Annotated in this window: 19 protein-coding genes; 9 read left to right on the top strand and 10 right to left on the bottom strand. The window is 68.6% G+C overall.

From position 1 onward, the window contains the following. The first annotated feature begins 26 nt into the window (after positions 1-26). Both ACFQY2_RS01230 and ACFQY2_RS01225 read left to right on the top strand, forming a co-directional pair. Positions 27-788 carry an SDR family NAD(P)-dependent oxidoreductase gene (locus ACFQY2_RS01230; RefSeq protein ID WP_378743783.1) on the top strand — a complete coding sequence of 254 codons (762 nt, stop codon included), beginning with the start codon at positions 27-29 and terminating at the stop codon, positions 786-788. A 22-nt stretch (positions 789-810) separates the two neighbouring features. Further along, positions 811-1,641, top strand: coding sequence for an SDR family oxidoreductase (locus ACFQY2_RS01225; RefSeq protein ID WP_378743782.1), 831 nt, complete (start codon positions 811-813; stop codon positions 1,639-1,641). A gap of 52 nt (positions 1,642-1,693) precedes the next feature. Here the strand turns inward: ACFQY2_RS01225 and ACFQY2_RS01220 are convergent, their stop codons facing one another. Together ACFQY2_RS01220 and ACFQY2_RS01215 are read right to left on the bottom strand one after the other, a co-directional pair. After that, the gene (locus tag ACFQY2_RS01220) at positions 1,694-2,464 is read right to left on the bottom strand and encodes a sulfite exporter TauE/SafE family protein (protein ID WP_378743781.1); all 771 of its coding nucleotides are present in this window, start codon (positions 2,462-2,464) and stop codon (positions 1,694-1,696) included. Between the two features lie 34 nt (positions 2,465-2,498). Beyond that, the gene (locus ACFQY2_RS01215) at positions 2,499-4,922 is read right to left on the bottom strand and encodes a glycoside hydrolase family 2 TIM barrel-domain containing protein (protein WP_378743780.1); all 2,424 of its coding nucleotides are present in this window, start codon (positions 4,920-4,922) and stop codon (positions 2,499-2,501) included. 135 nt (positions 4,923-5,057) lie between these two features. Between ACFQY2_RS01215 and ACFQY2_RS01210 the strand changes: the two genes are divergently transcribed. Next, a complete protein-coding gene (locus tag ACFQY2_RS01210; RefSeq protein ID WP_378743779.1) occupies positions 5,058-6,386 on the top strand; it encodes an enolase C-terminal domain-like protein in 1,329 nt (442 codons plus the stop codon). Here ACFQY2_RS01210 and ACFQY2_RS01205 read toward each other — a convergent pair. Beyond that, complete coding sequence (locus ACFQY2_RS01205; protein WP_378743778.1) at positions 6,338-7,153, bottom strand: FadR/GntR family transcriptional regulator; 816 nt, start codon at positions 7,151-7,153, stop codon at positions 6,338-6,340. The genes ACFQY2_RS01210 and ACFQY2_RS01205 overlap by 49 nt on opposite strands. A gap of 170 nt (positions 7,154-7,323) precedes the next feature. On the opposite strand from ACFQY2_RS01205, the gene ACFQY2_RS01200 reads away from it, so the two are divergent. The 4 genes from ACFQY2_RS01200 to ACFQY2_RS01185 all read left to right on the top strand — a co-directional run bounded on the left by ACFQY2_RS01200 (position 7,324) and on the right by ACFQY2_RS01185 (position 13,112). Beyond that, positions 7,324-8,313 carry an ABC transporter permease gene (locus ACFQY2_RS01200; RefSeq protein WP_378743777.1) on the top strand — a complete coding sequence of 330 codons (990 nt, stop codon included), beginning with the start codon at positions 7,324-7,326 and terminating at the stop codon, positions 8,311-8,313. Then, positions 8,310-9,266, top strand: a complete 957-nt coding sequence (locus ACFQY2_RS01195; RefSeq protein ID WP_378743776.1) for a carbohydrate ABC transporter permease — start codon at positions 8,310-8,312, stop codon at positions 9,264-9,266. The genes ACFQY2_RS01200 and ACFQY2_RS01195 overlap by 4 nt, the downstream gene beginning before the upstream one ends. A 70-nt stretch (positions 9,267-9,336) precedes the next feature. After that, positions 9,337-11,007, top strand: coding sequence for an ABC transporter substrate-binding protein (locus ACFQY2_RS01190; protein ID WP_378743775.1), 1,671 nt, complete (start codon positions 9,337-9,339; stop codon positions 11,005-11,007). Between the two features lie 41 nt (positions 11,008-11,048). After that, positions 11,049-13,112 (top strand): glycoside hydrolase family 36 protein, encoded by a 2,064-nt coding sequence (locus ACFQY2_RS01185; protein WP_378743774.1) that lies wholly within the window; start codon positions 11,049-11,051, stop codon positions 13,110-13,112. A gap of 20 nt (positions 13,113-13,132) precedes the next feature. On the opposite strand, the gene ACFQY2_RS01180 is transcribed toward ACFQY2_RS01185, so the two are convergent. From ACFQY2_RS01180 to ACFQY2_RS01150, 7 genes are read right to left on the bottom strand one after another with little or no spacing between them, the layout of a single operon-like run. Continuing rightward, the gene (locus ACFQY2_RS01180) at positions 13,133-14,947 is read right to left on the bottom strand and encodes a beta-L-arabinofuranosidase domain-containing protein (protein ID WP_378743773.1); all 1,815 of its coding nucleotides are present in this window, start codon (positions 14,945-14,947) and stop codon (positions 13,133-13,135) included. Next, positions 14,944-16,020, bottom strand: a complete 1,077-nt coding sequence (locus ACFQY2_RS01175) for a Gfo/Idh/MocA family protein (protein WP_378743772.1) — start codon at positions 16,018-16,020, stop codon at positions 14,944-14,946. Before ACFQY2_RS01175 ends, ACFQY2_RS01180 begins: the two co-directional genes overlap by 4 nt. Beyond that, the gene (locus tag ACFQY2_RS01170; protein ID WP_378743771.1) at positions 16,017-16,781 is read right to left on the bottom strand and encodes a ThuA domain-containing protein; all 765 of its coding nucleotides are present in this window, start codon (positions 16,779-16,781) and stop codon (positions 16,017-16,019) included. Before ACFQY2_RS01170 ends, ACFQY2_RS01175 begins: the two co-directional genes overlap by 4 nt. A 27-nt stretch (positions 16,782-16,808) precedes the next feature. After that, complete coding sequence (locus ACFQY2_RS01165) at positions 16,809-18,338, bottom strand: alpha-N-arabinofuranosidase (protein ID WP_378743770.1); 1,530 nt, start codon at positions 18,336-18,338, stop codon at positions 16,809-16,811. After that, complete coding sequence (locus tag ACFQY2_RS01160; protein ID WP_378743768.1) at positions 18,323-19,411, bottom strand: Gfo/Idh/MocA family protein; 1,089 nt, start codon at positions 19,409-19,411, stop codon at positions 18,323-18,325. Before ACFQY2_RS01160 ends, ACFQY2_RS01165 begins: the two co-directional genes overlap by 16 nt. After that, entirely contained in the window at positions 19,384-20,094 is a 711-nt protein-coding gene (locus tag ACFQY2_RS01155; RefSeq protein WP_378743767.1) for a ThuA domain-containing protein, read from the bottom strand. Before ACFQY2_RS01155 ends, ACFQY2_RS01160 begins: the two co-directional genes overlap by 28 nt. Then, positions 20,091-21,275, bottom strand: coding sequence for a Gfo/Idh/MocA family protein (locus ACFQY2_RS01150; RefSeq protein WP_378743766.1), 1,185 nt, complete (start codon positions 21,273-21,275; stop codon positions 20,091-20,093). The genes ACFQY2_RS01155 and ACFQY2_RS01150 overlap by 4 nt, the downstream gene beginning before the upstream one ends. Before the next feature lie 96 nt (positions 21,276-21,371). Between ACFQY2_RS01150 and ACFQY2_RS01145 the strand changes: the two genes are divergently transcribed. Both ACFQY2_RS01145 and ACFQY2_RS01140 read left to right on the top strand, forming a co-directional pair. Continuing rightward, entirely contained in the window at positions 21,372-22,403 is a 1,032-nt protein-coding gene (locus tag ACFQY2_RS01145; protein WP_378743765.1) for a LacI family DNA-binding transcriptional regulator, read from the top strand. 78 nt (positions 22,404-22,481) lie between these two features. After that, positions 22,482-24,683 (top strand): alpha-galactosidase, encoded by a 2,202-nt coding sequence (locus ACFQY2_RS01140; protein ID WP_378743764.1) that lies wholly within the window; start codon positions 22,482-22,484, stop codon positions 24,681-24,683. Positions 24,684-24,741: the final 58 nt, after the last annotated feature.

Raw genomic sequence — 24,741 nt, 5'->3', positions numbered from 1 at the left:
GGAGCAGTCCGTTCGAAGGAGAACACATGCACATCACGGGACAGGGCGCGCTCATCACCGGCGGCGCCAGCGGGCTCGGACTCGCGACCGCCCGCAGGCTGGCAGCGGCCGGGGCGCAGGTCACCATCATCGACCTGCCCGACTCGCCCGGCGCCGAGATCGCCGCCGAACTGGGCGGCGCCTTCGCGCCGGCCGACGTCACCAGCGCCGAGCAGGTGACGGCCGCCGTGGCATCCGCTCAGGCGATCGCCCCGCTGCGCGTCGTGGTGAACTGCGCGGGCATCGCCCCGCCGGCGAAGGTGCTCGACCGCGACGGCAACCCGGCCGACCTCGACGCGTTCGAACGCATCATCCGCATCAACCTCGTGGGCACGTTCAACGTCATATCCCAGGCAGCCGCGGTGATGGCGCAGAACGACGAGACCGACAGCGGCGCCCGCGGGGTGATCGTCAGCACCGCGAGCGTCGCGGCCTTCGACGGGCAGATCGGCCAGCCCGCCTATTCCGCGTCCAAGGGTGGCGTGCACGCGATGACGCTGCCGATCGCGCGGGAACTGGCGCGCCACGGCATCCGCGTGTGCACCATCGCCCCGGGCATCATGGAGACGCCGATGCTCGCCGGCCTGCCCCAGGCCGCGCAGGACTCGCTCGGGCAGCAGGTGCCGTACCCCTCGCGGCTCGGCCGCCCCGACGAGTACGCCGCCCTGGTCGAGCACATCGTCGCCAACGACTACCTCAACGGCGAGACCATCCGCCTCGACGGCGCCATCCGCATGGCCCCGAAGTGATCCGACCGACGAAGGAGATCCCATGACCCTCGCAGGCAAGACCATCCTGATGTCGGGCGGCAGCCGCGGCATCGGCCTCGCCATCGCGCTGCGCGCTGCCGCCGACGGCGCGAACATCGCGATGCTCGCCAAGACCGACACCCCGCATCCGAAGCTCGAGGGCACCGTGCATTCCGCCGCCGAGGCGATCCGTGCGGCCGGGGGACAGGCGCTGCCGATCGTCGGCGACGTGCGCGACGACGACGACATCACCGGGGCCGTCCTGAAGACGCAGGGCGAGTTCGGCGGCGTCGACATCGTGATCAACAACGCCAGCGTCGTCGATCTCTCGCGCTCCGTCGACCTCGCGGCGAAGAAGTACGACCTCATGCAGGACGTGAACGTGCGAGGGACGTTCATGCTGTCCCGCGCGGCCGTGCCGCTGCTCCTGGAGGCGGAGAACCCGCACATCCTCTCGCTCTCGCCGCCGCTGAACATCACGCCCAAGTGGCTCGGCGCGCACACCGGGTACACGCTCGCGAAGTACGGCATGACGATGGTGACGCTGGGCCTGGCGGCGGAGTTCGTGGATGCCGGCATCGCCGCCAACACGCTCTGGCCGCGCACCACGATCGCGACCGCCGCCGTGCAGAACCTTCTCGGCGGCGACCGCGTGATGGCCGCCAGCCGCACCGCGGAGATCTATGCGGATGCGGCTTACGAGGTGCTCACCAGGTCGGCCGCCTCGTACACCGGTCAGTCGCTGATCGTGGAGGACGTGCTGGCGGATGCCGGGGTCACGGACTTCTCGAAGTACGCCGCCGTGCCCGGCACGCCGGACGACCGGCTGTTCCCGGACATCTTCCTGGACTGAGTCAGGCATACCGGCGTCGCCGGGACGAGCGGGCTGCTCGACCCGGAGCTGTTCAGAACAGCAGGTACACGGCACCGATCACCGTCAGCACGATCACGAGACGGTCGAAGAGCTGCTGCGGCATCCGCTCGGCCAGGCGGATGCCGATCAGCGCACCGACCACGACCAGCGGGGCGAGCACCAGATCCATCAGCAGGACGGATGGGGTGAACAGGCCGAGCCCGGCGAGGAACGGCACCTTCACGAGGTTCACGATCGCGAAGAACCAGGCCGAAGTGCCGAGGAACACCTTGATCGGAGTACGCGTCGCAAGGAAGTACATCGACATCACCGGCCCTCCGGAGTTGGCGACCATGGTCGTGAACCCGGCGAGCGTGCCGTAGGTCGCGGCGACGATCCGTCCGGATGCCGCGCCGGGTGATCGCCACCGCCGCCACAGCGTGATCGCGATCATCGCCAGCAGGATGATCGCGATGGTGCGGCGCACGATCGCGTCATCGCTCCAGGCGAGGAACAGGAAGCCGAACACCAGTCCCGCCACCACAGCAGGAGCCAGCCGCAGCAGGGTGGGCCAATGCGCGTGCCGGCGGTAGACGATGAGGGCAAACACGTCGCCGACGATGAAGAGCAGCAGTGTCGCGGCTGTCGACGGGCGGGCGGGCAGCACGGCGGCCATCATCACCACCGACAGGGTGGCGCTTCCGGGGATCGCGGTCTTGCCCAGCCCCGCGACCAGCGCGGCCAGGGCGAGCAGTGCCCAGGCCCACGGTGCGAGGTCGATCACTCGATCCATCATGCCCGCTGCCGGACGGGTGCCGGTCATCCGATGGCGGGAAGACCGGCCGTCGGGCCGATGGTCAGGCGACGGTGAGAAGGACGGCGGCATCCGGGTAGCCGTCGGCGCGTGCGGTGACGACGATGTCTCCCGGCTCGGTCGGGCGGATCACTGCGATCGCCCGGCCATCGAAGAGATGGTGACGATCGTCGGCATACGACCCGGTGGTCACGGGCGAGCCGCTGCCGAAGCCCTGCAGGCGCCCGGCCCCGGTCACCTCGATCCGCACCTCGTCCTGCACATCGGTCGCGCGGACGCCGTCGGAGTCGACCACCTCCAAGGAGACGTAGGCGAGGTCGTCCGGACCGGCATGCAGGGTGCTGCGGTCGGCTGCGAGCAACAGCCGCCGGTCTCCGGATGCCGTCCGCAGCGTCACCCGCTCACGGAGCTCATCCGAGCGGATGGCCACGGCCTCGATCTCGCCAGGCATGTAATCGGCCGTGAACACCGTGCGATACCTGTTCGCCGGGCCTGTCGCGCGTCGACCGTATGACCGGTCGCCCACGAACAGCTCGACCTCATCGGCATCCGAGTACACCTCCACCTCGAGCGATTCTCCTTCCAGGCCGGGCCATGTCCAGGACGGGATCGCCTCCGACCATGACCACGGCGCGTGCTGGGGCGTCTTCCCTCTCGTCTCGGGTCGGCGCACGGCGATGAAGGGCGCCGCGCGCAGGCCGTAGACGATCTCCCGGTAGAACGACGCGGGCCGGCGCTCGCCGGTGATGTCGATGTCGCCCGCCCAGGAGAGGATCCAGGGGTACTCGGCGAGCGGAGGTGCGGGCGGATCCTCGGCGTACCGGGGTCGCCCGATCCCCGGCTCCCCGAGATAGTCCCAACCGGTCCAGGTGAAGTCACCGATGACATGGTCGTGCTCGGTGACGAGTGCCCAGAGCCGGTCGATGTTGGTCGGAAAGGTCTCCGATCCCACGATCACGCGGTGTGGGAACAGGTCGCGGTCCGCGGCGTATCGCGCGTCGAGGTAGTTCATGCCGGCGATGTCCACCGTCGCCCAGGGCTCGGCGGTCAGTCTCGTCACGGCATCCGAGACCGCCAGCGCATTCATCTTGTCCGCGAGGCCCATCATGAAGCCGTTGATCTCCTTCGCCTCGTCCAGGCTCGCCTCGTCCACCACGCCGGGACGGGACTGCGCGCTGCCGTCCATGATGATCAGCGCACCGTTCACGCCGCTGGTCACGAAGCGGGTCGGGTCGAGCTCGCGGGCACGTGTGGCCAGCCGACGCGACCAGACCGCTCCCTGGCGCGTGCCGATCTCGGGGATCTCGTTGCCGATCGAGTAGGCGAAGACACTGGGGTGGGTGCGGGCCCTGTGCACCATCGCATCCAGATCCCGTTCCCACCATTCGGTGAAGTCGTTCGCCGCGTCGTGATCGGACTTCGTCCTCGTCCACATGTCGGACAGCTCGTCCATCACGAGCATGCCCAGGCGGTCGCAGGCGTCGAGCATCGCCCGGCTCATCGGCTGGTGGGCGCTGCGCACCGCGTTGAAGCCAGCAGCCTTCAGGATCTCGACTCGCCGCTCCTCGGCCCGGGCGATGCTCACCGCACCGATCACGCCGTTGTCGTGATGCACGCAGGCGCCCCGCAGCTTGACCGGTCGGCCGTTCACGCGCAGGCCCCTCACGGCGTCCAGTCGGAGGGATCGGATACCGAGGGGGACCCGCACCTCGTCCACGGCGTCGGCGGAGACGAGTTCCACCGCGATGACGTACAGGTACGGGCTTTCGGGGCTCCACAGTCGCGGCGCCGGGATGAGGACCCGCTGGCGCACCAGCGCCTCGTCGCCGGGCGCGACGGTCACGGGGACGGTGTCGCTGGTGACGAGCTCGCCGTCGGCGTCGCGGATGCTGATCCGGACCTCCCGAGCCTGAGTGTGCCGATCCTCGCTGCGGACCGTCGTGTCGATCTGGACGAGCGCGAACTCCTCGTCGATCTCGGGCGTCGTGGCGAACACACCGTCCAGGGGGATGTGCACGGGATCCGTGACGCGCAGATGGACCGGCCTGAGCAGGCCGCCGCCGGAGTACCACCGCGAGTCGCGATGGGCGTGCATCCGAACCGAGATCGTGTTGTCCGCGCCATGGCGGAGGAAGGGATCCAGCGAGACCGAGAACGACGAGTAGCCGCTCTTCCAGCCGCCGGCGAGTTCACCGTTGACGAACACCGAGGCCGATCGGTATACCGCCTCGAACTCCAGGGCGATGCGGCGCCGACGCCAGCTCTCGGGCGCGCGCAGCACCGCGGTGTACTCCCAGGCGCCGCCGGGGAAGTAGCCGGTGGCCGTCAAGTCCGGGTCGGATCTGCGCGGCGATTGCAGCACCGCGTCGTGCGGAATGGTGACCTCTGTCTCCTCGGTGTCAGAGGGTTCGACGCCCTCCGTGTGCAGTACCCGGAAGCGCCAGCGCGTGAGTGGCGTTCTCGTCATCGATTGCTCCTGGTCCGATCCAAGCGACCAAACATCTGATCTATCCCAGGCTATTTCGAGATAACGACGCTCGTCTACCGTCAAATCCAGTTATTGATCTAATGTATGTGGTGCCCAACTGAGACGAGGTACTCCATGGCGGTCATCACCAGTGTCGGCGTTCATGACGTCCGATTCCCCACTTCTCTGGACAGCGATGGCTCGGACGCGATGAACAAGGACGGAGACTATTCGGCGGCGTATGTGATCCTTCATACCGATCGCGACCTCGAGGGGCACGGCTTCACGTTCACGATCGGACGTGGCAATGACCTGTGCGCCGAAGCAGCGCGGCAGCGCGCCCAACCGTTGATCGGTCGCGACGTCGACGAGCTGCTCGACGACCTGGGCGCGGTGTACCGCGATCTGGCCGCCGACAGTCAGCTGCGCTGGCTCGGGCCGGAGAAGGGGGTCGTGCACCTCGCGATGGCGGCGGTCATGAACGCGCTCTGGGACATGGCCGCCCGCAGGGCGGATGTACCGCTGTGGCGGCTGCTGACCGAGATGACACCCGAGCAGCTCGTGGATGCCGCTGATCTGCGCTATCTCTCCGATGTGCTGACCCGCGACGAGGCGCTGACCATGCTGCGCGAGAAGAGCGCCACGAAGCAGCAGCGCATCGACGACCTCCGCGCACGCGGCGGATACCCGTGCTACACCACCAGCGCCGGATGGCTGGGGTACTCCGACGAGAAGCTGCGACTGCTTCTGGAGGAGGCCGTGGAGCAGGGCTACCGGCACGTGAAGCTCAAGGTGGGCTCGGACGTCGACGACGATGTGCGCCGGCTCCGCATCGCGCGCGAGGTCATCGGCTGGGACGCGCAGCTCATGATCGATGCCAATCAGGTCTGGGACGTACCAGAGGCGATCGCCTGGATGGAGCGTCTCGCCGAGTTCCGGCCGCTGTGGATCGAGGAGCCGACCAGCCCCGACGACATCCTCGGGCACGCGGCGATCCGACGCGCCGTGGCGCCGATCGGGGTTGCCACTGGCGAGCACGGCATGAACCGGGTGCTGTTCAAACAGATGTTCCAGGCGGAGGCGATCGACTTCTGCCAGCTCGACGCCGCGCGGCTCGCCAGCGTCAATGAGATCATCGCGGTCTACCTTCTGGCGCACAGGTTCGGCGTGCCGGTCTGCCCCCACGCCGGCGGTGTGGGACTGTGCGAGCTCGTCCAGCACCTGGCCGTCTTCGACTACGTGGCGGTGTCCGGGTCGCTCGACGGCCGCGTCACCGAGTACGTCGACCACCTGCACGAGCACTTCGTCGATCCGTGCATCGTCGCTGGAGGTCACTATCGGCTGCCCACACGGCCCGGTTACAGCGCCCAGCTCAGGCCCGAGAGCATCGAGCGATACAGCTACCCGAACGGCGGTTACTGGGCCGAGCGCGCCTTCCTCGGGGTGGTCGTCGCGGCGGGGTGAACCTTCGCGTCGGGCGGCGCCTCGCCGAGACCTGTCGCCGCCTCGGGGTGCGTGCCCGCGAACTCCTCCACACCGAGCAGGTGCGAACCCATCCGGATCCGTGCGCGCTGGGGGTCTCGGGTGCGCAGCGCCGCGAGGATGTCGCGGTGCTCGGCATGCGCCTCGCTGACCGAATCGCGCTCCGTGATCGCGCGCCAGAGTCGTCCGCGCAGCGTGCGGGTGACGAGACTGCCGATCAGTGCCGCCAGCGCGGGGTTGCCGCCGGCCGCGGCGATGAGGCGGTGGAACTCGGCATCCGCATCGATGAAGGCCTCGGGATCCAGTTCGCCGGATGCCAGCACCTCGTCGATGCCGGAGAGGATGTCCTCCAACCGCTGCAGATCGGCCTCGCTCATGCGCATCGCCGCGAGGCCGGCGGACTCCGTCTCGAGCACCCGACGGATCGCCAGCAGATCTGCGGACTGCTCGCTCCCCTGAAGCTCGGCATAGAAGCTCAGCGGGCTCAGGAGCGTGCCCGGATCGAGACGAGTGACGTAGGTGCCGTCTCCCTGTCGTGTCTCCAGTACGCCGAGAGCGGCCAGCGCCCTCACCCCCTCGCGCAACGAGCCGCGGGAGACTCCCCATCGCTCGGCGAGCACCTTCTCGACGGGCAGTCTGTCGCCCGCTCCGAGTTCGCCGGACGCGATCATCCGCTTGACGTTGGCGATCACCTGGGCGGCTCGTGAACCCTGCTCGGCGGTGGGATCTTCGGCGACTTCCTCTGACACGTCGCCAGCCTAGAGGAATCGGCAGAAGCGCGTATAGATCCAATGATTAGCGACGGCGGGGCGAAAACCTCTGCCATGTGTACCGATAAATTCACCCTTGACACAAAATAGATCTGATGATTATCGTCGAACACGCTTCCGTACCCCGGGCGATTGGATGTGCTTCGACGATGATGACCGCACTCGCGGATGCCCCTGCGACGCAGGCTCCTGCCGAGGCGCCCTCGATCCGGCAGAGGTCCACGGTCAAGGGCTGGAAGGCGGCCAGACGCAGCCTCCGCAGGCACTGGCAGCTTTACCTGCTGATCCTGGTGCCGGTGCTGTACTTCGTGATCTTCAAGTACGTCCCGATGAGCAACGCGATCATCGCGTTCAAGGACTACAACGTGATCGACGGCGTCTGGGGCAGCCCCTGGGCCGGCGTCAAGCACTTCGAGAGGTTCTTCTCGAACCCCATCTTCTGGACGCTGCTGGGCAACACATTCCTGTTGTCGGCCTACGTGGTGCTCGCGAGCTTCCCGTTTCCGATTCTCCTCGCGCTCGCCCTCAATGAGGTGCGTCAGCGGTTCTTCAAGCGCACGGTGCAGATGGTGACATACGCGCCCTACTTCATCTCCACCGTCGTGGTCATCTCCATGACCATCCTCTTCCTCTCGCCGCGACTCGGGCTCGCCGCGGACGTGACCTCCTTCTTCGGCCTCGGGACCATCGACTTCCTCGGCGATCCCGACTACTTCCGGCACATCTACGTCGCCACCGACATCTGGCAGACCATGGGGTACTCCGCGGTCATCTACATGGCGGCGCTGTCCTCGATCGACCCGGCCCTCTACGAGGCGGCCAAGGTCGACGGGGCCAATCGGCTGCAGAAGATCTGGCACGTCGACCTGCCCGGCATCATGCCGACGGCCGTCACGATCCTCATCCTCGGAGTCGGCAACGTGATGGCGATCGGCTTCGAGAAGGCGTTCCTGCTGCAGAACTCCCTCAACCTCTCCCGATCGGAGATCATCCCGACCTACGTGTACAAGGTCGGACTGCTCAACGCCGACTTCAGCCAGGCGGCGGCGATCGGTCTGTTCAACGGCGCGATCAACCTCGTGCTCCTGCTCGGGGTGAACGCCCTGGCCAAGCGACTGACGGGAACGGGACTGTGGTGACACTGCTGGACACACGCGACACGGCAGTCGACGAGAATCCGTCCCCGAGCGCAAAGCGGCTGCGGCGCACGACGCGCATCAAGGATCCGCTGGTCGACCGGCTCTTCATGATCGCGGTCTACGTGCTCCTGGTGACCTTCCTGCTGGTCGTGCTCCTGCCCCTGATGTACATCGTCGCGAGCTCTTTCAGCTCGCCCCTGGCCGTCTCCTCGGGCCGAGTCACCTTCTGGCCGATCGAGTTCACCCTCGAGGGATACGAGCGCGCCCTCGGCGACAGGGCCATCATCTCCGGCTTCCTGAACTCGCTCTTCTACACCGGTGTCGGGACGGCGGTCAGCCTGGCGCTGACGGTCGCCATCGCCTATCCGCTGTCCAGGAAGGACTTCTGGGGGCGGGGCGGGATCAGCCTCGGAGTCATCTTCACGATGCTCTTCGCCGGCGGCATCATCCCCACGTACCTCGTGGTCCAGCAGCTGGGCCTGCTCGACACCCGCTGGGCGCTGATCCTGCCGCAGGCGGTCGGTGTCTGGCAGGTGATCATCGCCGTGGTGTTCTTCCGCTCGTCCATCCCCGACGAGCTCTACGAGGCCGCCCAGCTCGACGGCGCGAGCGACCTCCGGTTCCTCTGGTCGGTGGTGCTGCCGTTGTCGAAGCCGCTGCTGGCGGTGATCGCGCTGATGTACGCGATCTTCCAGTGGAACTCCTACTTCGACGCGCTTCTCTATCTGCGCGACCCGGACCTGTACCCGCTGCAGCTCGTGCTGCGCAATGTGCTGATCCTGAATCAGGCCACTCCGGGAATGGACGCAACCGCACAGATCGAGCGGCAGCAGCTCGCCGACCTGCTCAAGTACTCGCTCATCGTGATCTCGACGGTCCCGGTGATGCTCATCTACCCGTTCGTCGCCCGCTACTTCAACAAGGGCATCATGCTCGGCGCGGTCAAGGGCTGACGCTGCCGCCGCTGCTGGTTGCCGAATCCACCAGATCCCGCACGACCAACAATCCGAAAGAAGGAAGTCTGTGACCATCCGACCTCAGTCCGGCAGAGTCGCCGGCAGAAAGAACCGCATCATGATCGGCGCGGCGCTCCTCACCGCCGTCATCGGAGTGAGCGGATGCTCGGGTCCGAGCGCCGAGGACGACCAGAAGGTGCTCACCATCTTCGGCGAGCAAGGTGGCCAGATCGAGCTCAACTCGAACTCGTTCACGAAGCTGCTCGAGGAGAAGTTCGACGTCGACATCAAGTTCGAGACGACGTCGTACGGTGCATCCGAGGCGACCGAGGCGCGGCAGATCTCCCTGGCCGGCGGCGACCTGCCCGAGGCGTACATGCTCGTGCCGTGGGCGTCGCAGTTCAGCAGGGCCGAGCTGCAGCGCTACGGCGACCAGGGACTGATCGTGCCGCTGACCGACCTGATCAAGAAATACGCACCGAACATCTCGGCGGCGCTGGAGGCCGAGCCAGGCTTCCGCGAGCTCGCGGAGACACCGGACGGCGAGATCCTGGGTCTGCCGCAGTGGAACGACTGCTATCACTGCTCGTACCCCTACAAGTTCTGGATCAACACCCAGTGGCTGGAGAACCTCGGACTGGACATGCCGACCACGCCGGAGGAGTTCTTCGACGTCATGACGGCGTTCAAGAACGACGACCCGAACGGCAACGGCGAGGCGGATGAGATCCCACTGACGGGCAGCACTCAGCAGTCGCTCGTGCCGTTCATCATGAACGCCTTCATCTACAACGCGTTCAACACCGGTTCCGGCGCGAACGGCCAGCCCGTCTCCCTGGGGCTGAACGGAGACGCCGTGCAGATGCAGACCATGCAGGACGGCTGGCGCGACGGCCTGAAGTTCCTGAACCGCATGTGGGACGCCGGGCTGATCGATCCGGCCACCTTCTCCCAGGGCGGCGACGCCATGACCGCCACCGGCAACGCAGCCCAGGGCGTGATGCTGGGTGGTTTCACCGCGATCCACCCTGGATTCGCGGTCACGATCGGCCAGGAGGACGGACGCGACAACCAGTACGACCCGCTTCCGCCGCTGACCGGTCCGACCGGACAGGCCGCCACCTATCTGCTGCCGAGTGTGCCTGGTGCCACCTTCGTCATCACCCAGGCCGCCGATGAGGCCGAACAGCAGAAGATCATGGAGATCATGGACTACATGTTCTCGGCGGAGGGCCATGTCCGAGCGCAGTTCGGCGAGGAGGGCGTCGGCTGGCGCGCACCCGAGGACGGCGATATCGCCCTGGACGAGAACCTCGAACCCAGCCTGTTCGACATGCCGCTCGACGAGGAGAACGAGGCGGATTACAACGGCAACTGGGGCCCGATGGCCCAGGTGTTCGACACCGCCGACTTCCGCAACGCCCAGATCCAGCCTCAGGACATCTACACGCAGGAAGGCTTCGAGCGCCGACTGTTCCAGGCGACCGAGGTCTACGAGGGCAAGGAGACCGACGCGATGTTCCCCTACTGGAACGTCTGGGTCCCCGCCGACGAGGCCAGCGAGCTGTCGACGCTCACCGCGAACATCGAGAGCAATGTCGCCACCGCGACAGCCGAGTTCATCACCGGCGTCCGTGATCCGGAGAACGACGGCGACTGGCAGGGATACCTCGAAGGGCTGAACGGCCTCGGCGTGGACCGGTACCTGGAGATCTGGCAGAGCGGGTACGACCATTGACCGACCGGATCATCTGGCGGCCGGGCGGTGTCGAGCTCGACGTGAGCATCGACGCCCGGCCGCCGGCGGTCACCCGCTTCGCCCGCCCCGGAGAGCCTTCGAGTGACGGCGTCGCCCTGCCGCTGGCCGAAGTCAGGGTCGCCGGCGAGGGCAATGACATCGCCTCCTCCGAGCGGCTGATGGGCGGCGGGCTGAGCCGTCGGATGCGGTACCTCGGCCATCACGAGAGCGAGCAGCCGGACGGCACCAAGACGCTCGCGGTCACGATGCGCGACCCCGAGACCTCGTTGACGGTCACCACCACGCTGACCGCCTGGCCCGACCTGCCCGTCGTGCGCTGGCAGACCCGGGCGCACAACGACGGCGATCACCCGGCCCACCTGCAGCTGCTGTCCTCGATCGCACTCGGCGGCATCAGCGGGCCGGCGTCGGACTGGTGGGACGAGCAGACCGTCGGCTTCGCCAGGAACAGCTGGTTCCGCGAGGCCGCCTGGCAGCATGCCCTCCCCGCCGACCTGGGCCTGGACGACATCGGTCTGGCTCAGTGGGGCTACCCCGTCTCACGTGCCTCTTTCGCGCTGACCGGGCGCGGCAGCTGGTCCACGGGCGGCAATCTGCCGATGGGCATGCTCAGCGCCAGGGACGGCTCGCGCACGCTGTTGTGGCAGATCGAGAACAACGGTGGATGGCGCTGGGAGATCGGTGACGGGGCGGGCGCGCTCTACCTGGTCGCCACCGGCCCGACGGAGCAGGCGCACCAGTGGACCCGTCGCCTGGCACCGGGCGAGAGCTTCTCGTCGGTGCCGGCCGCGATCGCGCTCGCGGCGGGAGACGATGCGGCGTTCGCCGCGATGACCGACTATCGTCGCCGGATCCGTCGTCCCCACCCCGACAACGAGACCCTGCCGGTCGTGTTCAACGATTTCATGAACGCGCTGATGGGCGATCCCACCACCGAGAAGCTGCTGCCGCTGATCGACGCGGCGGCCGACGTGGGAGCCGAGTACTTCTGCATCGACGCCGGTTGGCACGCCGAGACCCGGTACTGGTGGGACGACCTGGGTGACTGGCGGGAGTCCGCCCGGCGCTTCCCCGGCGGTCTGCGGGAAGTGGCCGAGCACATCAGAGCGCGCGGGATGCTGCCCGGACTCTGGCTCGAGCCGGAATCCGTCGGCGTGCACAGTGCGGTCGCGCGGGAGCTGCCCGACGAGGCGTTCTTCCAGCGCGACGGAGCCCGCGTGATCGAGTCGGGCCGCTACCAGCTCGACTTCCGGCATCCGGCCGTCGTCGAGCGGCTCACCGGCATCGTCGACCGGCTGGTGGCCGACTACGGCGTCGGCTATCTGAAGTTCGATGACAACGTCGACGTCACCCAGGGCACCGATGTCGCCTCGGACAGCCCCGGCGACGGGCAGCTCGTGCACGGTCGCGCGTACCTCGCCTGGCTGGCGTCCGTGCTGGACCGGCATCCGGGCCTGGTCATCGAGAACTGCAGCGCTGGCGGGCAGCGGATGGACTACGCGCTGCTCTCGCTGCATTCCATCCAGTCGACCAGCGACAACCAGGACCCGATCCAGTACGCAGCAATCTCCGCCTCGATGCCGACGGCCGTCACCCCCGAGCAGGGTGCCGTCTGGGCCTATCCCGATCATCGCTGGAGTCCGGAGCGCAACGCGTTCACCATGGTCAACAGCCTGCTCGGCCGCATCCACCTCGGAGGGCGGCTGGATCTGCTCGATGCCGCCCAGACCGACGATGTGCGCGACGCGATCGATGTCTACAAGGGCATCAGAGGAGAGCTGCGCGGCGCGGTGCCCTTCTGGCCGGCCGGCCTGCCCGGCTGGCGCGACGAGGTCGTCTCCCTCGGCATGCGCGCCGGCCGACGCACCTACATCTCCCTCTGGCGGCGCGGAGGGGCGGGCACCGTCGAGGTGCGTCTGCCGGCGCTCTCCGGCGAGAGGGTGCGCGTGTCCTGCCTGTATCCGGCCGGGCTGCCCACCGAGTCGCGCTGGGACAGCGACGAGGGAGTCCTCACCGTGGGACTGCCGGAGGAGCCCTCCGCACGTCTGTTCGTGATCGAAGCGGAGGCGGCCGCTGCCATGTGAGCCAGTGGGACCGTGCGGCGTCAGTGCACGGGGAAGTAGACCGCGTACGGCTCGTCGACGACCTCGTGCAGAGGAATGAAGCGGATGCCGGACTGCTGGCCCACCGTGCGGTAGCGCGAGCGCCACTGCGACCAGTGCCGCTCATCGTCCGCAGTGAGCAGGTCGGCCGCAGCATCCACCCGGCCGCGCAGCGCGGTCTCCCGGTCGACGAGCCCGGCGAGGACCACGGGACCCTCCAAGAACGCGACCGTGCCCGGCTCGTCGGGGATCGGTTCGACGCGCACGTCCCACGGCAGGGCGATGTCGGCGCTCGCCGCGCCACCGGAGTGCGCCAGCAGCAGGGCGCCGTCGACGATCTCCCCCGCGATGCCACCGGAGACCAGCGGCGTGCCGGCGACCCATTCCGGCACGCGCACGCGCACGCGCAGCGCATCCGGGGAATCGATGACGATCCGCACCCGCAGGGCGTGCGGGCGATGCAGATCCCCGGCCTCCCCGGCGTTGGAATCGGGACCGACCTCGTCGGCGTCTCCGGGCAGTTCGACGCTCACCCGGGTGGGGCCGCTCTCGGTGGCCACCTCGGCGTGCGCGGCGATGAACTGCGCGATCGTCAGCGTGCCGTCCTCGCCGGAGTAGAAGACGTGCTGCGCGTGCCGGGTGTGCGCCTGCACGAGCGTGCCGTGGCAGCACCAGAAGTCCTCGGTCGCACTGCCCCAGGCCTTGGTCGCCCCGCCTGCCAAGGGCAGGAAGTAGGCCACCATCCCGGTGCGCGGGTTCTGCTGGGCGAGGATGCCATTGAGCAGATTGCGCTCGATGTAGTCGGCGTAGCCGAGATCACCGGTCCACCGCAGCAGCACGTCGGCCAGGCGGATCATGTTGTAGACCGCGCAGTGCTCCTGCGTCTTGTCGCCGCGACGCGCGGCGAACGAGAACGGCGGCGTCCAGATCTCGCCGGAGGTCTGCCCGCCGGTGCAGAACGTGCCGCGACGGGTGACAGCCCAGTCCCAGTACGCCTCGACCAGGCGGCGCCAGGTGTCATCGCCGGTCACCTCGTAGGCGCGGGCGGCACCGAGGATCTCGGGGATGGTGGTGTTGGCGTGCATGTTCGTGAGGACGTCGCGTCCCTCCAGCAGCGGATCGAACAGCGAGCGGTGCCGGTAGCGGTCGAGCAGCTCCCGGTAGATGTCCTGGCCGGTGATCTCCAGCAGGTCCGCCCAGACCTCCAGCATCCCGCCCGTCTCCACGTCGAGGATCTGCTGGAACGCCTCATCGTCGATGCCGCGCATCCAGCGCAGCAGGGCCTGCGCGGCCCGGGTCGCGATGGTGAGCGCGCGCTCGTCGCCGAGCTCCCGGTGCACGTCGACGAGACCCATCAGCGTCTTGTGCATGTCGTACTGCGGGGCCCAGACATCCAGTCCTCTTTCGAGGCGCCTCAGGAACGAGGGCGGGATCGCCCACAGCCATTCGCCGTCGCTCTCGTCCTGGCAGCGCGCCAGTCCGTCGAGCACCTCGTCGATCGCGCGGCGCAGCACCGGGTCGCCGGTCACGGCCACCTCTCGGGCGGCGGCCGACAGCCAGTGCCCGGTGAAGTGGCCGCGCAGCAGCGCGCCGGGCGTCTCCCAGCCCCAGTGCCGGTCCAGGCCGCGGGCCGCCGGGGAATCCTGCGAGGGCTGCATGTGCCAGAGCTGGTTGCCGATCCCGGCCTGGATGAAGTGGTTCTGCAGCAGCGCGGCCGGCCGCAGCGCGTGCAGGTAGGCGCGGTTCAGGCGGCGGCGATCGTCGTAGATGCCGCGGTCGAGCTGCACGGATGCCAGGGGCAGGTGCGACAGGGTCAAGAGAACTCCTCGGAATCGGCGAGCGCGTCGCGTTCGTCATCGGTCGCTGTGTGCAGTGCGGTCTGCCTCGCCTGGGCGAAGATGTCGGCGAGGAGCACGCGCCGGCCCTGCTCCGCGGAAGCGACCGCGGCCTCGACCATGGCGAGGCTCCAGATGTTGCGGTGGATCTCCCCGGACGGTGCGGACCCCCCGTCCAGTGCGGTGACGAACTCCGCCAGCGCGGCATCCAGACCCTCGTCCGCGTCGGGCAGCGGGCGCCGCTCGGCGTCTCCGTTGCGGCCCTGCAGTCGCACATCGGTCTCGCCGTCCCAGCTCGCCGTGCCGTCCGCGGCACTGCCGCGCCAATCACCGTTCCACGACGTCTGCAAGCCGTCCGCGCACCAGCTGCCGGAGTAGGAGAAGCGCGCACCGTCGGCGAACGCGAAGACCGCTTCGGCTGCCGCGTCGCCGTCGTACCAGCTCCACGACGGGTTGAACTCCTCGCAGTACACCGAGACCGGCTCGGAGCCCAACACGAATCTCGCCTGGTCGAAGGTGTGGATCGCCATGTCGATGAGCAGCGGATGCGGCATCCGGTCACGGAATCCGCCGAATCTCGGATTCTGGAAGAATCGCGCGTCCAGCTGCTGCGCCCCGCCGGCCGTGCGCAGTGCGTCGCGGAAGGCGGTGATCCCTCGCGTGTGCCGGCGCGACTGGCTCGTGGCCACGAGCACACCGCGCGCGCGGCTGAGGGCGGCGAGTCGCAGGGCTTCGGCGACCGTGGGTGTGACCGGCTTCTCGGTGAGCACGGGAACACCCATCCGGACGGTGGCGGAGCTGACCGCCAGATGCGCCTCGGGGATCGTCACGTTGACGACCAGGTCGGCCGGCGCCGTGGTGAGAGCCTGCTGCACGTCGGTGAACACCGCGGCGTCCAGCCCGCGCGCGACGACGGATGCCTGCGCCGCCGGCTCGACCACGTCGACGACGGCGCTGACATGCAGATCCGGGCGCCGTGCGATCGTGTCCAGCCAGGCCTGGCCCATTCCGCCCGCACCGATCACGATCACGTCGCGGGTGTCGGCGGTGCTCACAGCGGGGTGCCGTCCCACTCGCGCGCGGTGTCGAAATCACCGGTGCGGTACATGCCGATGCGCGGCGCCACACGCGCGCGCGCCTGATGCGCCCAGCGGACCGCATTGGCGATCACCCGCTGGATGTTCGCATCGTGATAGACCGGATAGTCCTGATCGCCGGGGGAGAAGTAGAAGATGCGGCCGTGTCCTCGGGAGAATGTCATCCCCGAGCGGAACACCTCGCCGCCGCTGAAACCCGACACGAACACGAGGTCGTCGGGGTTCGGGACGTCGAAGAACTCCCCGTACATCTCCTGCGCGGGAAGGACGATGGGCTGCGCGACGCCTTCGGCGATCGGGTGCGTGGGCGCGATGGTCCACACCAGTTCACGGTCGGTGCCCTGCCGCCAGCGCAGGGTGCACGTGGTGCCCATCAGTCGGATGAAGATCTTGGAGAAGTGCGCCGAGTGCAGCGCCAGGAGCCCCATCCCCGAGAGCACGTGGCGGTGCACGCGTTCCACGACCGCATCGGCGACGTCGTCGTGACGCATGTGACCCCACCAGATCAGCACGTCGGTGTCAGTCAGGCGCTCCTCGGTCAGCCCGTGCTCGTCGTCGTCGAATGTGGCGGTCTCGACGACGACGTCATCTCCGAGCAGCCGACGCACGCCCGCGGCGATCGTGCCGTGCATCGTGTCGGGATAGATCCGCTGAGGGATCGGATCGTGCTTCTCGTGGTGGTTCTCGCCCCAGACCAGGACGCGGATCGGTGCTGTCATGCGGTGTCCTCCTCGATGTTTCCGGCCTCAGGCCAGCTGCAGCTCCACCGTCGCGAAGGCGTGCGGCGGCAGGGTGAGCGCGAGCGCACCGTCCCGCACGCTCGCCTCCAGCGGGACCGGCGCCACCCGATCGGTGTTCTCGGCGTCGTTGAACGATGTCGTGCTCTCGCCGGTCAGCACGCGGGCGCGCAGAACCCTGGCATCCCGTCCGCGCAGATCGACGTTCACCGCGCAGTCCGCGTCGGCCGACAGGTGGGTCAGCGACAGCAGCGCACGATCGTCCTTCACGGATGCCGACAGCGACACCAGTGGCAGGTCCGTCCCGCCCACCACCCGCGACGGCGCCTCGAGCACGTGGGCCGCCAGCTGCTCGGCATCCTGATGTCCCTTGTTCATCTCGAACACGTGGTACGTCGGGGTGAGCACCAGTGCGTCGCCGTCGGTGAGGACCATGGCCTGCAGGACGTTCACCGTCTGCGCGATGTTCGCCATCGTCAGCCGGCGGGCGTACCGGTGGAAGATGTCGAAGTGCAGCCCCGCCACGAGCGCGTCGCGCACCGTGTTCTGCTGGAACAGGAAGCCGGGGTTCGTGCCCTCCTCGGCGTTCCACCAGGTTCCCCACTCATCGCACACCAGGCTCACGCGGTTCTGCGGGTCGTAGGAGTCCATCACGGCCACGTGCCCGCGGATGACGCGTTCCATGTCGGCGGCGTAGGCCATCGTGTCGTAGAACTGCTTCTCGTCGAACGCGGTGGCGTCCTCGGTGTTGATGCCCGATCCGGAGTGCGTGTAGTAGTGGAAAGACACCGCCTGGTAGGGCAGGTTCCCGTAGAGCGTGCAGCCGTGGCATTCCATCAGTGTCTTCATCAGCACGCGGGTCCACTCGAGGTCGTCCTCGTTGGCGCCGGCCGCGATGCGGGTGAGCCTGTTGTCGCCGTGATTGTGGCAGAACGTCGCATAACGGCGGGCCTCCTCGGCGTAGTGCGCGGCGGACATGTTGCCGCCGCATCCCCACGCCTCGTTGCCCAGCCCCCAGAACGGCACCTTCCACGGCTCGTCGCGCCCGTTCTGCCTGCGCAGTCGTGCCATCGGGCTGTCGTCGCCGCGGGTGAGGTACTCCACCCAGTCCGCCATCTCCTGCACGGTGCCGCTGCCGACGTTGCCGTTCACATAGGCGTCGGTGCCCAGAAGGTCGCAGAGGTCCATGAACTCGTGGGTGCCGAAGTGATTGTTCTCCACCACATCGCCCCAGTTCGTGTTCGCGATGCGGGGGCGCTGCTCGCGGGGGCCGATGCCGTCGCGCCAGTGGTAGGTGTCGGCGAAGCAGCCGCCCGGCCAGCGCAGGTTGGGGATGTCGAGTGCGCGCAGCGCCTCGACGATGTCGAGACGGATGCCGCGCTCGTTCGGGATCGGCGAGTCCTCGCCCACCCAGAAGCCGTCGTAGATGCACCGGCCGAGGTGTTCGGCGAAGTGGCCGTAGATATGCCGGCTGATGCGATGTCCGGTGACGTCGAGGTCGACCACCGCGCGGGCGGATGCGGTCACAGCATCCGCCATTCCCGCTCGGCGGTCAGCGGCACCAGCGGCGGACGCTCGGCCGTGGTGGTGAGCTCGATGCGCTCGCCGGTGCGTGCGGACTCCAGCAGCGAGGTCATGATCTCCAGCACGTGCAGGGCGATCGAGGCGTCCGAGCGCGAACCGCCGGCGACGAAGTCGAGCAGGCCGATGCCGCGCCCGCCGTTCTCGTATCCCGCGCTGGTCGGCAGGGTGCTCCACGCGTCCTGACCGGGTCGGCGCAGGCGCACCTCGCCGGTGAACATGTTCGGGTCGGGGAGTGAGAGCGTGCCGGTCTCGCCGTGCACCTCGATGGGAGCCGCCTGTGTGGCCGCCGCGTCGAAGCTGAACGTCACGGTGGAGATCGCCCCGTCGGTGTGCTCCAGCACACCGGTGACGTGCGTGTCGACCTCGACGGGGATCTCCTCGCCGGCGCGCGGTCCGGATGCGATCCGACGCACGGACTTCGGCCTGGACGACGCCCCCGCCACGCGCTTCACCGGGCCCAGCAGGTGGAACAGCGAGGTCAGGTAGTACGGACCCATGTCCAGCAGGGGGCCGCCGCCCTCGCGGTAGTAGAAATCGGGGTTCGGATGCCAGGCCTCATGGCCGGATGACACCCAGGTGGCCACCGCGGAGACCGGTCGACCGATCTCGCCGGCGTCCACAGCCCCCCGCGCCGTCTGGATGCCGGTGCCGAGCACGGTGTCGGGCGCGCAGCCCACCCAGGCGGTCTCGGTCGCCGCCGCGACGATCGTGCTCGCGTCGGTCATCCCGGGGGCCAGCGGCTTCTCACCGAAGACGTTCTTGCCGTGGCTCAGGGCCGCCAGAGCGACCTCGGCATGTGCGGCGGGGATCGTGAGGTTCAGCACCGTCTGCACGTCCGGGTCGGCGACGAGCTCCTCGACCGACAGCGCGCGACAACCCTCGAACCGCTCGGCCACGGCTGCGGCCCTGGCCGCGTCCAGGTCCGCGGCCGCGGCGATCCGCACGCCGGGGTGGGTGCCGAGGGTCTCCAGGTACTGCGCGGAGATGACTCCGAGTCCGACTATTCCGATACCGTGCGGCTGGCCCACAGCATTCCTCTCTCGATGATCGTTCGTACGTTGATGTCGCGCAGCACGACGGGGCTGTGCCCCGGCGTCGCCACGAAGACGCGTCCTGCGCCCCATTCGCGCGTCCACACGGCGGGCGAGGTGATCGGGCGGTGCCACGGGTGGTACGGCTGCACGGGGTGCGTGGTCGTGGCGAGGACGTCGTTGAGATCATCCGTGAGAACCCAGTACTGCTCGGTGCGCAGGGTGAAGTCCTCGAGGCCGTCCATGATCTCGTGGCCGCGGCCGAGGTCGGTCAGATCGACGGTGTAGCAGAGGAAGTTGTCGGATTCGTCGCCCGCGCACGAGTCCGGGTGCTTCGACGGATGCGTGGCGAACTGGCCGCCGATGAGCTGCAGGTAGTCCGAGCTGTTCCGGTACGAGTCGGCGATCCCGCCATGCCACCCCGCCAGTCCGGTGCCGCGTTCGACGGCACGGCGCAGACCCTTCAGTGCGTCGCCCGAGATGTCGGACATCGTCACGGACTGCACGATGAGGTCGGTGGCCTCCATCACGGCCTCGTCCGCGTAGACCTCGTTGGAGTCCTCGACCCGCACGTCGAAGCCGTTCTCCTGCAGGAAGGGGATGAACATGTCGGTCGCCTCGACCGGACGGTGTCCCTCCCACCCCCCTCTCACGACGAGCGCCTTTCGTGTCGCGGTCATGCTCGTGCTCCTTCCACTGCGGTGTATCGGCTGTCGGATGCTGCACTCGCCTCGACCGCGGCGAGCACGCGCTGCACGCGCGCCGCCTCGGCGAAGCCGGGGCGTGCGGGGACGCCGTCGGTGATCGCGTGCACGAAGTCGACGGCCTGATGGGTGAAGAGGTGCTCGTATCCCAGGCCGTGGCCTGCCGGCCACCAGGCACCGGCATAGGGGTGTTCGGGTTCGGTGACATCGATCCGCCGGAAGCCCTGCTCGTCGGACGGCAGCTGCCCATCGTGGAACTGCAGCTCGTTCAGGAACGAGAAGTCGAACGCGACCGAGCCCAGCTCGCCGTTGACCTCGATGCGGTTCGCGTTGCGGTGGCCGGCCGCCATGCGCGTCGCCTCGAAGACGCCGAGGGCGCCGTCGGCGAAGGATGCCGTGAACGCCACGGCGTCGTCGACGGTGACCTGCTCCCGCGGGGCGTCCGCGTCGGCGCGGCCGCCCAGGCCGACATGCTCGGTGAGGCGGGGGCGGGACTCGACGAAGGTGCGCAGCGTGGCGGACACGCCGGTGATCGCCGAGCCGGTCAGCCACTGTGCGGTGTCGATGCTGTGCGCACCGATGTCGCCGAGAGTGCCCGAGCCGGCGCGCGTGCGATCGAGACGCCAGGTGAACGGCGCGTCGGGGCTGGTGAGCCAGTCCTGCAGGTACTGGGCGCGCACGTGGCGGATCCGCCCGAGTCGGCCGTCGTCGATGAGCTTCTTGGCCAGGGCCAGCGCGGGTGTCCGGCGGTAGCTGAATCCGCACATGCTGACCACGCCCTGCTCGGCTGCCGCTGCCGCGGCAGCCGCCATCCGATCGGCCTCGGCGACGTCGTTGGCGAGCGGCTTCTCGCACAGCACGTGCTTGCCGGCCGCGAGGGCGGCGAGGGCGATCTCGGCGTGCGTGTGACCGGGAGTGCAGATGTCGACGATGTCGATGTCGTCGCGGGCGATCGCGCTGCGCCAGTCGGAGGAGGACTCGGGGATGCTGAACTCCTCGGCCGCGGCGGCGGTGCGCCCCGTGTCGCTGCCCACGAGGAGGGCTGCTTCCGGAGCAGGTGACAGGTCGAAGAACCGCGGCGCGGTGCGCCAGGCGTGGGCGTGCATGCGCCCCATGAAGCCGGTGCCGATGATGGCCACGCGCAGTCGTGTCGTCATTGATCTTCTCTCTCGTCCTCGAAAGTCCTGTGCGGATCGCGGGAAACGATGCCACGTGCTGTGGCGGATGTCTCAGAAATTGCGCAAAATAGTTCCGTGCCCTTCCCTCCCCGCGTCACGCTCGCGCGCGTCGCCGAGGAGGCGGGGGTCAGCATCTCGACGGCATCCCGTGCGCTGCGTGGCCGCGGCGACATGTCCGCCGACACCCGCACACGTGTGCTGCGGGCCTCCGCGGCACTGGGCTACACGTTCGCCGGGGAGTCGCGCGGTCGTCCGCGCGGCGGGACATCGCGCGTGCTGGACCTCGTGCTTGGCCACTTCCACGACCCGTACACGGATGAGGTCACGGCCGGTGCGCGCACCACGGCCGCCGGTCTGCGCTACGACCTGGTGCTCACCACGGACCGCCCCGATCCGAGTGATGACTGGACAGATCGCATCCGTTCGCGAGGGACAGCCGGCGTGATCCTGGGACTCATGGTTCCGACTTCCGCGCAGATCGCGCTCATGCAGCGGGCCGCGATCCCGCTCGTGCTGCTCGAGCCGCCTGGGGAGCCCGCAGTCAGACTGCCGAGCATCCGCACCACTGACCACGCCGGTGGCGTGGCCGCGGCAGAGCACCTGATCGACCGCGGCGTGCGGCGCTTCGTCGTCATCGGCGGGTCCCCGCCGTATCGCTACGGGCGCGCCCGCGTGGAGGGGTTCCTCGCCGCCCTGCGACGCCTGGTGCCCGGAGCGCCCGTGGTGCGCCGCGATGCGGACTGGAGTGCGGTCGATGCCTGGAGGGCAACGGCCCGCGCGCTCGCGGAGCTGGGTGGGGAGGGCCCGATCGGCCTCTTCGCCTGCTCCGACGAGATGGCCGCCGGGGCGTACCGCGCCATCGCCGAGGCGGGGCTCGGGGTTCCTCGCGACGTGCTGGTGATCGGATTCGACGACGTGCGCGGTGCACGCTGGCTTCATCCTTCTCTGACGACGATCCGGCAGCCCATCCGCGAGATGGCGGCCGCCGCCGTGCGAACGCTGGTGCAGGCGGTCGAAGGGATCGACATCGGCGCGCAGCGTGTCGAACTGCCCACCGAGCTCGTCGCCCGCGGCTCGACGAGGGCGACCTTCCCTGTGCCGGGTTGAGTGCTCGACACATGTAGAAGATTCAGAGATCGATCTCTGAATCTTCCCTTCCGGTGACCTCTTGAGCATGATGGAACCATGCCTGCACCTCGGATCGTTCATCTCACCGCCGCGGACGTGTCGGTCGTCGTCCTCCAGGACGACGATCGCCTGCCGGTGATCCTGCACTGGGGTGCGCTCATCGACGCCGTCGACGCGGAGCTGGCGTCGTTCGCCGACGCGGAGAAACGACCCGGCTTGAGCGGAATCTCGGACCTTCCGTACCGGCCGTCGGTCCTGCCCGAGCACTCCGCGGGCTGGTTCGGGCGCCAGGGCGTCGAGCTGCATCGGGCCGGAGCGGTCTGGGCTCCGCGATTCGCCGTGCGATCGATCACGCTCGACGGTACCGAGATCGGCGCGGGGGTGACGCAGGCCTCGGCAGGTCTGCTGGTGGTCAGCGCCGAGGACGAGTGGGGGCAGATAGGCGTGATCGTGGAGATCGATCTCACCTCGGATGGGCTGTTGCGGACGCGCGTCGAGGTGCGCAATGCGGCCGCTCCGGGAGGCGAGCTGCTGGACCTGCAGGCCGTCACGCCAGCTCTGACCATCCCGACCAGGGCCGACGAGGTGCTCGACTTCTCGGGCCGCTGGGCGCACGAGCGCATCCCGCAGCGGCATGAGATCGTCCAGGGCGTCCACTCCCGGCAGTCGCGTCGGGGCCGCACGGGGTTGGACGCCACGACGGTCATGGCCGCGGGGGTGAGGGGCTTCTCAGCCGGGCACGGCGAGGTCTGGCTCTGCCACGTGGGATTCAGCGGAGGTCATGAGCACGCGCTCGAACGCAGCGACGGACACCTGGCGTTCCGGGGCGGGGAGGTCCTGCTGCCGGGCGAAGTGCGCCTGGCTGCGGGTGAGACGTACACGTCGCCATGGATCTTCGGCAGCTACGGAATCGGACTCGACAGTGCCTCGGCGCGCGTCCACAACCACGTACGGGCGGCCTCTCGCGCCTCGCGCCGAGCGCGCCCAGCGACACTGAACGTGTGGGAGGCGGTTTACTTCGAGCAGGATCACGACACGATCGCCACGCTCGCCGAACAGGCCGCAGACCTGGGGATCGAGCGCTTCGTCCTGGACGACGGCTGGTTCCTCGGCAGGAAGAGCGACCGGGCGGGCCTCGGCGACTGGTCACCCGATCCCGGCGCGTGGCCCGACGGTCTTCGTCCGCTGGCCGACCGCGTGCGCGAGTTGGGGATGGAGTTCGGGCTCTGGGTGGAGCCGGAGATGATCAACGAGGACTCCGATCTCGCCCGCGCCCATCCCGATTGGATCCTGCGGGCGCGCCCCGAGCTGCCGCCGCTGTTCCGGTTCCAGCAGGTGCTCGACCTGACCAACCCCGATGCCTACGCGCACATCCTCGGCGTGCTGGACGGACTGGTCAGCGACATCGGTGTCGCGTATCTGAAATGGGATCACAACCGCGATCTCATCGAGGCGGGCCACCCCGGCACCGGGACGGCAGCCGTGCACGAGCAGACGCTGGCGCTGTACCGCCTGATCGACGAACTGCGCGAACGGCATCCCGATCTCGAGATCGAGAGCTGCGCCTCGGGCGGTGGCCGGGTGGACCTCGGCATCCTCGAGCGCACCGATCGTGTGCACCCGTCCGACAGCCACGACCCCGTGGACAGATTCCACATGCTGCGCTGGACGGGACTGCTGGTCCCGCCGGAGATGTTGGGATCGCACGTGGCGTCCGCCGTCTCAAGCACCACCGGCCGCACCCACGACCTGCATCTGCGCTGCGCGGTCGCGTTCCTCGGGCACTTCGGCATCGAATGGGACATCCGCGGGATCACGCAGGCAGAGCGCGACACGCTGCGCGAATGGATCGCCGTGTACCGACGGCTGCGCGACGTCATCCAGACCGGTAGGCAGGTGGCGGGCGGCGAGTTCGATCCCGCCGCGCCCACGATGCGCGGCGTCGTCGCGCCCGACGCGACCGAGGGGCTGTACACGATCATCACGCCGCCGACCACGGCCGACACCCGCTCGCGCGTGCGATTTCCTGGACTGGACGACAGGCGGCGCTACCGGCTCACCGTCAGCCAGCCGGAGAGCCTCGGCCCGCCCTGGCAGGTCGGCGAGTGGCTGCGCGACGCGCCGACCATCGCATCCGAGATCGATGAGCCGAACGCCGGGACCGTGTACTCCGGGTCGATGCTGAGCGCGGTCGGGCTCGAGTTCCCCACCTTCCACCCCGACCGTGCTGCGGTGGTCCACCTGCGCGCCGTGGACTGAGGACGAAGGCCACGATGAAGCGGTGCCGCCCTGGTCTTGATCTGGGCGGCACCGCTTC

Origin of the sequence: Microbacterium sp. GCM10027623, assembly GCF_042666935.1 — a bacterium.
Classification (GTDB): domain Bacteria; phylum Actinomycetota; class Actinomycetes; order Actinomycetales; family Microbacteriaceae; genus Microbacterium.
The sequence above is the reverse complement of the archived record's forward strand: the minus strand, read 5'-3'. Positions and strand labels throughout refer to the sequence as shown.